We start from the raw sequence: 12,803 nt of genomic DNA on the forward strand, positions 1-12,803 counted from the left end.
CATCATTTGCACCAGCACCAAATTACCTAATTTTGGAAAGAACGCCGCATTTATTTTAAAATTGCAAATCCTCCGACGTACAACCCCCTATATTCATACATGTCCCTCCGAACCAATGGTTGACTTCCCATTCCTGTACGCTACAATGAACTGGGGTTTGGAAAGCGATCTCAGATATCCCACGGAGGAAATTGGACCTATCCGCCAACCATAGAAAAATGTCCTAGGGATACCAAGAAAGGATGTGATCCTTCTGGCTCAAGTCCATAATACCGGGGCAGGGGCTACCAACATGGTAATGGGTTTATCTGTCAAGGAAATCTCTATGGTGGATTTCGCCTACCATATTCTCCAGCAGCGGCATGAGCCGATGCAATACCGTGACCTTATGCGCGAAATTGCCCAGCAGAAGGAAATGGATGAGGAAATCGTACGCCATTACCTCCCTCAGCTCTACACCGAGATCAACATCGATGGTCGGTTTATTTGTGTTGGTAGGGGTATGTGGGGACTACGGAGCTGGTATCCCACCGAGCAAGCCACCGATTCAGCTGTTGCCGCAAACGTAAAAGACGATCTCCTGCTGGATGAGGATATGGAAGAATTGGGGGAACCGGAAATTTTTGCCGATAATGGCGAAGACCCGGCCTTCGTGGCCAACCCAGCCAATGCCTCCTTCACAGGAAAATTACACAAGAATGGGGACAGTGAAAACGACGAAGACGATATCCTCGAGGAGAGCGATAATGAGAGGGATTGATAAACCACCCCCTATCCACTCTTACCCCAGCCCTGTTCGTAGAGAACGCAAAAACAGCCGACACTTGTGGGAACACAGCTCGCCGGCACGTAATCGAGGGTAGAATCCCACAGGGGCACGACCCCCTCCACCCTTTTCCCCTCCTGGATACACATTACCCCCGGATACACATCAAATTTACGAAATGGCGCTGGTGCAAAAAAACAAAACCACCGCCCCGATCCATAATATGCCCAACAATAATGATTTTATTTTCAATAGGGTTTTTGATGAATATTTAGAAAGTAAAAAATGACACGATCGGGGCGGTGACCATTGCTACCGCCATTATCCGCACCAACACCTGAAATAAGACATACAGGAAGCGAGGTGTAGAAAAGCTGCCCCCTACATCCAGGCAGCACAACCATGACCATCAAATGGATTTTCGTAACAGGTGGAGTCGTATCCTCGCTCGGGAAGGGTATCACAGCCTCAGCACTTGGAAAGTTACTAAAAAGCCGTGGTCTTCGAGTAATTATGCAAAAATGTGACCCCTATATCAATGTAGACCCTGGTACCCTGAGCCCCTATCAACATGGCGAGGTCTTCGTAACCGATGATGGAGCCGAAACCGATCTAGACATAGGTCATTACGAGCGCTTCATGGACACCCACCTGGACCGCAACAGCAACGTAACCGCGGGCAGCATTTACTCCCACGTCATTAGCCAGGAGAGAACGGGAACCTATCTGGGAGCAACCGTACAGGTCATACCCCACGTAACCAACGCTATCAAGGAACATATCCTGCGTGTCAGCCAGGATGGCAAGACCGATATCGTCATCACAGAGATCGGCGGAACCGTCGGCGATATCGAAAGCCTACCATTCCTTGAAGCCATACGACAACTCAAAAACGACATCGGGCGCGACAACATTATCTACATTCATTGCACCCTTGTCCCTTTCCTCAAAGCAAGCCAAGAACTAAAAACCAAACCCACTCAGCACAGTGTGAAGGAACTACGTGGCCTGGGAATTCAACCCCATGTCATCGTTTGCCGAACGGAGCACCCTTTACCCAACAACTTACGCCAGAAAGTGGCACTTCTCTGCGATATCGACCAGCGCGCAGTCATCGAAGCACAGGATGCGGAAACACCCTATGAGGTACCCTTGCTGCTGCAGAAGGAGGGCTTGGATGAAATCGTTGTCGAAATGCTCAATTTACCAAGCCAACCCGCCAATCTACAGTCTTGGCACTCTCTGGTACAGAGACTACAACATCCAAAAGGGAAGGTTGTCATTGCACTAGTAGGGAAATACGTAGAGTTACCTGATGCCTACATCAGTGTAGTAGAATCCCTACGTTATGCAGGTATGTACCACGATTTAGATGTGAAAATTCACCTTGTCCATGCAGAAAAGGTAACCCCTGATTCTGTAGCCCAGGAATTGGCCGACGTCGATGGAATTCTCATCCCGGGAGGATTTGGTAGGAGGGGCATCGAGGGGAAAGTCATTGCCTGCCACTACGCCCGTACAAAGAACATACCCTTTCTGGGTATCTGTCTAGGCATGCAAGTGGCATGCATTGAAGGGGCCCGTTATAGGCTAGGGCTGGAACAAGCCAATAGCACGGAGATCGATCCCGTCACCCCACACCCCATCATCGACCTCCTACTGGATCAAAAACAGGTGGCGGAACGCGGGGGAACGATGCGTCTAGGATTATACTCTTGCCACTTGATCGAAAATTCCAAAGCCCATCAAGCTTATCAACAAAAGAAAACCGCTGAACGACATCGCCATCGCTACGAGGTCAATACCGCCTACCGTCCCCGCTTGGAGGAAAAAGGTTACCTCTTTTCAGGCATCTCACCCGATGGTCGTCTGATGGAGATTGTCGAATACGTCCATCATCCATGGTTCGTATCCTGCCAATTTCATCCAGAATTCTTGTCCCGACTAGGTCGACCCCATCCCCTGTTCAAATATTTCATCGGGGCTGCCACACGGTGGCATTCACAACGTCAGCAAAAGCACAACCGCAATCCCATACCCATCCGAAAAAGTCAATGAAAACGAGCCCGAAAATCGGGAGGGGCAAACAACCCGGGGGAACAACAAAAACTCCCCCGCGTCGCCGACCAGGTTTTGGATGACAACCTGGTCGCGCCGGGACAAACACTCCATGAAGTGGCAAACACCCCGAAAAGTTCGTATTGGGGTATATCTCTCAATGTTCTATTCCGATGTCCCTGCCATATTGTAGCGCTTTTGAAAACGCTCCACCCGACCACCACGGCTCGCCGCTTTTTGCTTGCCTGTGTAGAAGGGATGGCATTCAGAACAAATATCAATCCTTAGGGATTTTTTTGTTGAACCTACCCGAAATTCATTACCACATGCACAAACTACCTCTGCTGTATGGTACTCTGGATGCAATCCGGCCCTCATCATAATTGCTTCCGCTCCCCTCTAGAATGAACAAGATCACAACCCGCGCGGCGTATTATATCACATAATGAACAACTCTACCATACCTCAGCAGCCCATTTCCTTCCGCAACCGGAGGCATGAACGGGGATTGATGGCCCTACCCCGTCGGAGAACTTCAAAATGGAGATGGTATCCGCTGGCATCCCCAGTCCTGCCCATCCAACCAACCAAATCACCTTTTTCCACCCATTGACCCTTGCTTATCGAAATTCTATCCAAATGGGCATAATAGGTCTCAAACTCCCCCCTATGATCAATAACCACCAAATTTCCATACGTACCCGCCCATTCGGCACGTATGACCTTACCCGAGCGTGAAGAGAAAATCGGCGTCCTTCTCCCATCCGGATGCCAAATATCAATGCCGTTGTGCATACGACCACCACGCCAACCGAACCCACTGGTTATCTTTCCCCGAACCGGCCAGGAAAAAAACTCCCCCATATTTTCTCTGGGGCTAGCGGTCTCCCTCTCTCCATTTACCCTTTCATTGATCACCGGATACAATTGGCCATCATTCCGTGGTTTCTTTTTTCCATTCATAATTCTCACATCTGTAGATTCGAATGCAGCCCCTTCCTCCTCCTCCATGGGAACAGACGGCACTCTCCTTTCTCCCTTTCCTACATGGGTATCCAACCGGCGCTTGTCCGCATCATTACCCCTGCTCCGTGGGTCCTTCGCCCCAGATATTCCCTTTCGTGTGCTCAGGATAGGAATCCTATCGGGGAGGGGACAAGGTATAGGAATAGCAATCAGGGTTGAGGGAGATACACGATCAGGATTCTCCAACCACGGATTCCATGCCGAGAAAAGTTCACGTGTTCCACGATAATCACGTGTTAGTTTCTCGATCGTATCGCCATAACGAAAAGGTATAATCCTCTTCCTGACGGGAACATAGATTGAATCCCCGGATTCCAGTACATGAGGAAGTAGGCCATTATTCACGCGAATTATGTCTACGGGACTAACACCATACAAACGACCAATGCCATGCAGGGTATCACCCTGCCGGATTTGGTGTACCCAGGGGGATGAGAAATCCTTAGCCTTCTTACCTATCCCAGGGTTACCATGAGATACGGTTCTCCTTACTACCCTATGGACCCTTTTTTTCTGTATTGGGACCGATTCCCCCATCAGAGATGGGGAATCCCTGGTTCCCTCATTCCCCGAGAAAACCACCATATCATTTGTTGTACCGTCCTCTATCACCTGAATCTTATGCTTTTTTATTGAAATTTGTTCCTCCTCCGATGATTCCGCTAGAACCATGCTGGGAGTATGGGCAGGTGTCATGGATGTACCTATTATGCCTAAGGAGAGCGAAAGAAACGTCCATCCATATTTACCGAACATTGGCCCCACACCCTTCACAGGAAAAATACGACTGTTGAACAAACCCAACAGGACGACCTTACCTATATAACTATGCATAACCAACTTGTCTGTAGAACTTGTCAACCCAAATGCTCATTTAGGAAAGCCAGAATCATCCAAATGCGATCCATCCCTCCGAACGGGTATGTCACCCTATCGGGGGTGTTTCTATTTCCACTCTTGAGATCCCTAGAAAAATATTTCATCGCATTTTTTACAAGATCATTTTTGATACTACCGAAGGAAACTATATCACCTATTAGTATTTTTTTATGTTATTTAAAAAAATATTATAAAAATACTACATTGTTAATGGATGCACAAAATAAGCCCTATGGGTCTTCATACTTCAATGATTACAAAATAAAATTCGAATATGGATTTAGGATTCTCATTACATTTTCAGGAAAAAATAAATAATATAGGTACACAATATTGAGATTTGTATAAGAATGATAACCTATTATGAATATACTCAATACTACCCCCATAGGGAGAACACCCATGGTAAACCAAAAGAATCTTGACCAAACTCCGGATCTGGGGGTTCAGTCCCAGGAGAGAGGGCTGAACCACTGTTCGGTCAATCGAATATATCGTGATAGGGTTTTGTGTTTACATCTGCCTAGATTTGAATTCTCCCCCACGGTATTCCAGGGTATTCTTGAGGGAATACAGTAGGACACATACTTTATCTTTATAAAATGTAATTTTTATATGTTATAATGATTGGCAACTCACCCTCCATCAGGAAATAAGGAATTGTCGAGATCAAAACGAAACTAAATTTCCCAAAGCTCCCCTTTTCGTACGAAGCGAAAAAAGCAGGATTCGACAAAGAACAAAAAATAAAACACGGCATTCTTGGCTTATGGGAAATTGAATCCATTATAAAACCCCAACGATGGAAATGTACCTACTACGAGAACAAATTCAACCATGTATATGTATTTATTAGAAAAGTAAAAAAATATAAAAATTTCTGTAGGGGGAATGTTCTTATCAACGGCAATACGATCCTCAGCAGAGAAAGCAGCAAGTTTACATGGAATACCGATGGAAACAGGTTCTATTTTTGATAAATTTACTTCTAGGAAGGAGAAAAGATCTCGAGGAAAAGGCCATCAGGAAGGCCAAGGAACAGGGACATTGTTGGACTATCGGTATAGATGATACATCGACGAAGAAAGGCAAGAACTACGCAAACTGTATCTATGATATAAAACTTGGGTCCGTATTGGCTTGTGGTAAAGGACCGAAAATAGGAGGGATTCATGGAACTACCAGAGGCAAAATCACAACCTATAGGAACCTGATCCGGTGGTTATTGCCATGGATCGAACCCCACCCATACCAAGTTTGCTCCCCAATGCACTTATTGTGTTGGATCGCTTTCACATCATAAAGAATATAAGGGATCTTACCTTACATCCTCCTCTGAAAGTCACACTTGGGGATAAGCGATTCGATTCTACTACCAGGAAATTATTCCTCGATCTATTATGGAAAAATGATCGGGGAGAACTTTCTGATCAAGATAGAAATATTCTCAATGAATTGCTAATCTATTTGGAAAAATCAAAGAATAAGTATGAATATATTAGAGATTTGTCAGCATTTTATAAGAAAAAAGAAAAGTTCTTCCCCCCGTGATTTCTTCGTCTTCCGCTGGCATTTTTCTTGTCATCTGCACCGGGAATGGGTGGACTGTATCTATGAGAAACTCAAAAATGGGAAATACCTGTCCAGGATCAAAGGATTCGTAAAGGACGCGCCCTAAAGAAAAAACACAGAGGGTTACTTCCCGAATCCAGGCTACTCCTGAAGAAAATATTTCATCTTGCAGATTGGCATAAACTTGGGGAAGCCTACGAGTTTATAGAGGATGTTGGAAAATGGTATAACACCGATTATTCCACTTTTACTGGGGTTTACAATAATCTGCATACCCTCATCGGGATAAGATTGCATCATGACCACAAAAACATTAAAAAAGATGCGGAGAGCTTACAGAGGGGGCAACAGTCCACTGCAAATTACCATCGTGGGGGGACAAAGGGACACCCATGTGCTCTTATAGAGGGGAAAAACTGTGCCACCAAGCTTGATTTTCGCCAACACTTTGAGGTTCGGACTGGGGGAAACTATGAAAATATTGCTATCGTATGTACAATAGAAACCTAGAAAACGAAAATAAAAATTTATTCAATAATTTTAAATAAATAATAGAAAAAACACATACTTTTGTTTCTATTTATTTTATAAATTGGTAGAGACAAATGTTCTCTGGCATGGGCGCGTATACAATGAACTGAATCAACAAACCAATTATGGGGGGAAGTAAGCCTCATCCAATTCATCCTTACAATTCAGAGTAGGAAAAAACGCCCAAGGATATTTTGGGTCCAAAGTTTGGCCAAGGACCCTGATTCCTGCAAAACCCCATGCCAAAAGAGCGCTTGTTCGTCCGCCCGCTATGAACAGAGGAAACCCTTAGAAATGAGGTGCCTTTTTCCTAAATTATAATAAAATAACTAATTATTAAAATTATATCCCCCTCATCAACCAAGGACTTGAGGGGAAAGGGCCTTTTACCAAATAAGAAATGAGCCCAAGTAGAAAATACCCTGAGAGCATTATGCAAGCAAAACAAAACCAAAGGTGTTGGTCTTCTCACAATCTCGTTATTCTCATCACAAAATATAGTAAAATCAACATTCCTACCACAATCCAATCACATAACACAACATCTGTTTTCACATTTTCTCGTTCAGGGATAGACACAACAGGGGGGGAGGGGGTTCGTTTGCTAAAATTCCCATATCCACAGATCCCTAATAAGGAACCAAAAAAGGTTCTTTTGTAGTATGTTTTGCGTTGCCCTAAACAGAGATGGAACCAATTCGGAAAGAGGCATGTATGGATAAGGACAAGGATGACAATGGAGATTCCTTGTAGTTTTTCTTCCCATCTATTTACATAAGTGTAAAAAAAATACAGAGATCCAGTGTTCCATATCAAAAATTGCAGTATCCTTCCATATAGGGAGCGTAGATCGATGGTTCCTGCCTCAGAGCACCATCGACGCTCCCTCCTAATTTGCCATAGGAAAAGTAAGCACCAACCAACCATTCCCACTAGCAAAATCCAAAGGGATTGTCTTTGCGGACCCATGCTGATGAATACGAATAAGGAAACAACCATCCACAGAGGTCCGGAAAAATAGAGGACGTACCACCCCCATTTCGAAAAACCCTGAATTTGGTATAAATGAAGACAGGTTCGCCTGTACGTGTGCATCTGCAGAAGTCCTCTATAGGAATCATACCATTGATATTCTAGGCGTGGGTGCATGGGGAAAAGGACTGCCTTGAAAAAAAGGTAAAACAAAAAAGGGGCTAATGCCAACGTCAAGATAGTAGCGAAATGAAAAAATCCCCCATACATACCCGTAGGCAATACCATGAGAACATGAAAAATCAAGCCGATCATGAAAAAGGAAGGGATAATCCATCGTTTCGAGTTGGGATGGGGTGTTTGGTTACCCTGCACAGAGGTTTCCATGGCAAATGAAGTTTCCTCCTCTCCCTGTTAGTAGATGGTTATGGAGACAAGGGGACCCCCCATAACCATGCCCTCCGTCAATTATCTCAAAAATAGGATTTTTGTATCGTGTCGTGCTCTACGAGGGATGGAGGAGGGGGCCCCCGAAATCAGGCAGGTGGTATGTGTGTCAAAAAGTCGTTCAGGAGATGAAGGTTGCTCAGCCCTTCGTAACCGGCCGATAGGTATCGGGTTACAAACCGTCTAGTGCTGCTGGGGTAAAATGTCCTGGTTGTGAGCGGTCTAGGAAAAAGCGGGGCATGACCCTGTTAGGTGGGAATCGGGGAGATCAGCGAAAGCGAACCGTCCCAAGACGTATCGAAAGGCCTAGTCCATGCCTCAAAACCGAGGTGGGGACCCAACATCGAAATGGACCATCGAAATGAACCGTGGGGGACGACCTATCTTCTGCCCTTGTGGCATGCGGTGTATAGGTGGGATGAACCCCCGATTTAGGCGTCTCTTGATCGGAACTAGAGAGATCGTCGTACGACGTCTGGCTATCACCAAAGGTAAAGACCGAGGACAAACCGGGGTTTCGTGCACGAAATCGGATCAGCTCATAGTAGTGTGAAAGCTTCTGTAATGGAAGTGGCTGACTCATCCTGAAAGAGGACAGTACAACAACAACTTTAGTGGGAGATCCACTGGAGGAGATCCACTGGAGGAGATCACTGGAACCTCGTCCCTATAATCGAAATAGGACCCAAAGGGTCTGAAGACTGGAATGGGATGGGAAGAGCCGGATGACGAGAAAGTATCACGTCCAGTTCTGTGAGGGACCCAGCTGAAATGCCAGCCCTACTCGACGTTATCACCAACGCAGAAGGAATCGCAATTCCCCCTTTATGGTGAGGCCCCTTTGCGCATACATTTCCCAAGAAAGCCACAATGTGCATGTAAAACCGGGCACTCAATGACGGATACCTTTATCGCCATCTCTATAGACTCTTCCCTAGAAAACTTCCTCCCTCCCAGTGAGGGGAGAGCCATGAATCGTGCCTTATCAACACCCCCGAAACGAATTTCGGGGGTGCAGGGGACCCCCGAACGGAGGTCCCCCTCCCACATACGAGGAAGAGGGATTATTTTCCCGTCACTATTAGCCCCCAAGGTTCTCTATTAAGGTATCTTTTTATCGAGGGCCAACCAGATCTACCAGGGGACTACGATAGATAACATAAGTTTTGGGACTACAGACAGTGTCCAGCCCTCAGGGATTCGCAGAACCTATGGATTTTGAAGCCGCAAGACCCCCCGCTGGGATCTCCAAAAGCAACGGTGTTGCAAACCATCAGTATTTCTTTTCTCTTACTGAATTCTCTGCTATTTTTGGACCTTTGATGGGTCCACAACAAACCAGATTTCACTATTTGGATACTGGGAATAAAATCGGAAACAGTATAAGACGAGGATACTAAGTTTCTCATACCCCCACTGTACTGTCGTTTTTCATTGCTAATCAGATCTTAAGGTCAGACCTAAAAACGGGGGGGTTCTCTTTTCCCCTAACGTTCATTATCTTCAAACGTGAAAAATAGAATGAATGAAAATAAACCTTTTTATATTTTATAATAAAAAAATTCAAAAATATATTGAAAAAAATACATCTTGAGAGAAATCTCCTTCAGGATCCTGTTTGGAGGGATTGCAAACGAGCTCGGAAACAACCTACAATATAATATGAAAAATCAAGCATGCCACAATGCTCCAAACTACACCTTGGAATATGGCAAGGGCGACTCTCAAAAGGGTACCTCTCCTACTGCGGTCCATAGGTCTAGCATCCGCCAGCAAAGTAGTAACCATAATAACTGTTGATAACCCCTTGTAACCATCAGGTATAGGAAATAGATCCTCTGGCCACAGTATATCGAGAATGAAACATCCCATCACAATACCCACAACCGCACCGAGGGATACCCCCCAAAGAATACCTCTCCTAAGACCGAAAATCATAGCTCCTACTATGGCACCACACATAATACTCGCCAATAAACGTTCAACGCAACCTTCGGATATGGGGACCCGATGAAACCAAACCAAAGGTTTTGTTACATCTCCATCTGCAGATGAGGATGTAACTGCCCCTGGCGATCCCCCATCATCGAATTCAGCCTCGATCTTGATGTCAACAGGAAATGTGAAAAGGAGAGTCAACACAAAGGCAAGGGGCGTCATTCTGATTATTACATGGTTCAACATATGGGATCAATCACAACCTTTTCCAGAATCAGGAGAGGGAACAATGGTAAATACGGAATTTCTAGATTTCAATAGATAGGTCGTAAAAGGAGCCTAATATTAAGTATTTTTGGCGTAATTTTTCGTAATTTTTATATAATATGGTTATCGAATATCATGATCCTATGTTTATTATGCTCATTGTAGATATATTCTTCATTTCATTTCTAAAAAATAAACAATTTATGGAAACAGATAACATCCCCCCCTACATATTTTTCTGATAACATATGTTAATTATATTTATTTTTATAAGTACAGAGCGGACCGTTTGATAGTAGGTTACAGATCACAAAGCCTAATATTCTTTTGCATAGGGAATAAATTGAATTTTATTTTCGCGGGAGCACAACGAATCCTCATTTTATCCGACTTTTCGGGTCCTAATTGCTCTATTTTCACGATTTTCACTTCGTCCGAAAAGGGGGGCCTTGGGAAATTTAGTTCTGTTTTCATCCCGACAACCCCTTATTCCCTGATAGAGGGTGAGTTGCCCGTGATTATAACATATAAAAATTAAATTTTATAAAAACAACTTATTTATACTACTGTATTCCCTCAAGAATACCCTGGAATACCGCGGGGGAGAATTCAAATCTAGACAGATGTAAACACAAAATCCTATCACGATATATTCAACCTATCGAACAGTGGTTCAGCTCCCACCCCCGAAACTGAACTCCCGGGTCCAAAGTTTGGCCAAGATCCGACAAAGGCAAGGCATGACCCTGTCAGGTGGAAATCGGGGAGATCAGAGAAAGCGAACCGTCCGAAGACGCATCGAAAATTGTAGTCCATGTCAAAACCAAAACCAAGTCGGAACTCGAGAGATCGTCGCACGGCGCTATGGCTATCGCTAGATGTAAAAAGACCGAGGACGAACCGAGGTCCCGTGCACGAAGTCCAGCTCATAGTAGTGTAGAAGCTTCTATAGTGGAAATAGGGCAAAGGGACTGACCCATCCTGAGAAGGAACAGTAAAACGATAACTTTAGTGGGGGATCCACTGGAGGAGGTTACTGGGACTTCGGAGCAACATCCCCATAATCGAAGTAGGACCTAAAGGAATAGATTAAATTCATTATTATCATCATTAAATATTTTTTATATAACTATTATACAATTATCATATTTTTATTTTTAATAATAAATGGATCATTTTTTATATTTTTTATATATACTACAAAATCATGACAGGACTGGGAGAGAAAAAAAGGGTCCTTTCGGGACCCCAACACCAAATGTAAGATGCAACCGGACCATTTACACCTTATGCTAGGAAAAAGGAAAAAAACAGAAATCAACTTGCCCCCTCTTACGCAATGAATATAATTTTAATCATTACAAATATTTCAAAAATTAAGATTTCATATTCAAACGATGGAGACCCTGAATGAAACGAATTGTACCTGTTTTCGCTCGCATTACCACTGAATTGGTTTCGACTGTTGTCCCTAGATGACGAACACCCTTTAGGAGCTCCCCATCGGTAACCCCAGTCGCAGCAAAAATGGCATCATCTCCCGCCACCATATCATCCATATACAAAACATCCTCCGGCCGCTCCAAACCCATGGATCGACACCGTTCTCTCTGTGCTTCCCCATCGAGTACCAATCTACCCTGCAATTCACCGCCCAAACAACGCAGGGCCACCGCACCCAACACACCCTCTGGGGCACCCCCCGTACCCAGCAGGAGATCTACCCCAGTTGCTGGAAAACCCGTATGGATGGCTGCTACCACATCACCATCAGAGATGAGTTTAATTCGCGCCCCCACAGAACGAACCTCCGCAATCAACTCCCTATGCCGAGGACGATCAAGAATGACCACAACCACATCCTCCACGGCCTTATCCCCCGACTCTGCCACGATCCGAATGGTCTCGCCTACAGGTGCATCCAGACTCACCTTCCCCTTTGCCGACGGACCTACTGCCAATTTCTGCATATAAACATCGGGGGCATGTAACAAATTTCCCCGATCGGAGATAGCCACAACAGCCAGCGCACTACCCTTACCATGAGCCACGATATTTGTACCCTCTAGGGGATCCACCGCCACATCAACCGCAAGGGAACCTCCTGCACCCACCTCTTCACCAATGTACAACATGGGGGCCTCGTCACGTTCACCCTCACCAATGACCACCATACCACGCATAGCAATCGTGTCAAAGACCCTACGCATAGCACCCGTGGCCGCTGCATCAGCCCCCCTAGGATCTCCCCTGCCCAACCACCGCGCAGCCGCCACAGACGCCGCCTCTGTCACACGCACCAGTTCCATCGATAGGCTACGCTCCACAATCCTACACCCCTTATATG

Annotated in this window: 11 protein-coding genes; 7 read left to right on the forward strand and 4 right to left on the reverse strand. The window is 45.2% G+C overall.

Annotated elements, in window-relative coordinates; translation table 11 throughout:
- The first annotated feature begins 244 nt into the window (after positions 1-244).
- Positions 245-760 (forward strand): DNA-directed RNA polymerase subunit delta, encoded by a 516-nt coding sequence (rpoE, locus tag PPRES148_RS01460; protein ID WP_149452902.1) that lies wholly within the window; start codon positions 245-247, stop codon positions 758-760.
- A gap of 408 nt (positions 761-1,168) precedes the next feature.
- Entirely contained in the window at positions 1,169-2,824 is a 1,656-nt protein-coding gene (locus PPRES148_RS01465) for a CTP synthase (protein WP_149452903.1), read from the forward strand.
- A 165-nt stretch (positions 2,825-2,989) separates the two neighbouring features.
- Here PPRES148_RS01465 and rpmE read toward each other — a convergent pair whose 3' ends face one another.
- Positions 2,990-3,202 (reverse strand): 50S ribosomal protein L31, encoded by a 213-nt coding sequence (rpmE, locus tag PPRES148_RS01470; protein WP_149454180.1) that lies wholly within the window; start codon positions 3,200-3,202, stop codon positions 2,990-2,992.
- An 87-nt stretch (positions 3,203-3,289) separates the two neighbouring features.
- A complete protein-coding gene (locus PPRES148_RS01475) occupies positions 3,290-4,711 on the reverse strand; it encodes a LysM peptidoglycan-binding domain-containing M23 family metallopeptidase (RefSeq protein ID WP_149452904.1) in 1,422 nt (473 codons plus the stop codon).
- Between the two features lie 1,248 nt (positions 4,712-5,959).
- Here PPRES148_RS01475 and PPRES148_RS13230 point away from each other — a divergent pair.
- The 4 genes from PPRES148_RS13230 (at position 5,960) to PPRES148_RS01495 (ending at position 8,686) form a co-directional block, all read left to right on the forward strand.
- Complete coding sequence (locus PPRES148_RS13230) at positions 5,960-6,280, forward strand: transposase (RefSeq protein WP_425468257.1); 321 nt, start codon at positions 5,960-5,962, stop codon at positions 6,278-6,280.
- 1,405 nt (positions 6,281-7,685) lie between these two features.
- Complete coding sequence (locus PPRES148_RS10420; protein ID WP_187820346.1) at positions 7,686-7,853, forward strand: hypothetical protein; 168 nt, start codon at positions 7,686-7,688, stop codon at positions 7,851-7,853.
- 405 nt (positions 7,854-8,258) lie between these two features.
- Positions 8,259-8,438, forward strand: coding sequence for a hypothetical protein (locus PPRES148_RS01490; protein ID WP_149452907.1), 180 nt, complete (start codon positions 8,259-8,261; stop codon positions 8,436-8,438).
- A gap of 65 nt (positions 8,439-8,503) precedes the next feature.
- Complete coding sequence (locus tag PPRES148_RS01495) at positions 8,504-8,686, forward strand: hypothetical protein (protein ID WP_149452908.1); 183 nt, start codon at positions 8,504-8,506, stop codon at positions 8,684-8,686.
- A 1,215-nt stretch (positions 8,687-9,901) separates the two neighbouring features.
- On the opposite strand, the gene PPRES148_RS01500 is transcribed toward PPRES148_RS01495, so the two are convergent.
- Complete coding sequence (locus tag PPRES148_RS01500; RefSeq protein ID WP_149452909.1) at positions 9,902-10,435, reverse strand: hypothetical protein; 534 nt, start codon at positions 10,433-10,435, stop codon at positions 9,902-9,904.
- A gap of 774 nt (positions 10,436-11,209) precedes the next feature.
- Here PPRES148_RS01500 and PPRES148_RS01505 point away from each other — a divergent pair.
- A complete protein-coding gene (locus PPRES148_RS01505) occupies positions 11,210-11,431 on the forward strand; it encodes a hypothetical protein (RefSeq protein ID WP_149452910.1) in 222 nt (73 codons plus the stop codon).
- Between the two features lie 401 nt (positions 11,432-11,832).
- Here the strand turns inward: PPRES148_RS01505 and glpX are convergent, their stop codons facing one another.
- The gene (glpX, locus tag PPRES148_RS01510) at positions 11,833-12,783 is read right to left on the reverse strand and encodes a class II fructose-bisphosphatase (protein ID WP_149452911.1); all 951 of its coding nucleotides are present in this window, start codon (positions 12,781-12,783) and stop codon (positions 11,833-11,835) included.
- Between the last annotated feature and the right edge of the window lie 20 nt (positions 12,784-12,803).

This window comes from Pasteuria penetrans (genome assembly GCF_900538055.1).
Lineage (GTDB): Bacteria > Bacillota > Bacilli > Thermoactinomycetales > Thermoactinomycetaceae > Pasteuria > Pasteuria penetrans.

Bases quoted from the DNA above. Each gene is read 5' to 3' on its own strand.
- PPRES148_RS01465 (WP_149452903.1), top strand. From the start codon at position 1,169: ATGACCATCAAATGGATTTTCGTAACAGGTGGAGTCGTATCCTCGCTC.
- rpmE (WP_149454180.1), bottom strand. From the start codon at position 3,202: ATGAGGGCCGGATTGCATCCAGAGTACCATACAGCAGAGGTAGTTTGT.
- PPRES148_RS13230 (WP_425468257.1), top strand. From the start codon at position 5,960: ATGGATCGAACCCCACCCATACCAAGTTTGCTCCCCAATGCACTTATT.
- PPRES148_RS10420 (WP_187820346.1), top strand. From the start codon at position 7,686: ATGGTTCCTGCCTCAGAGCACCATCGACGCTCCCTCCTAATTTGCCAT.
- PPRES148_RS01490 (WP_149452907.1), top strand. From the start codon at position 8,259: ATGCCCTCCGTCAATTATCTCAAAAATAGGATTTTTGTATCGTGTCGT.
- PPRES148_RS01500 (WP_149452909.1), bottom strand. From the start codon at position 10,435: ATGTTGAACCATGTAATAATCAGAATGACGCCCCTTGCCTTTGTGTTG.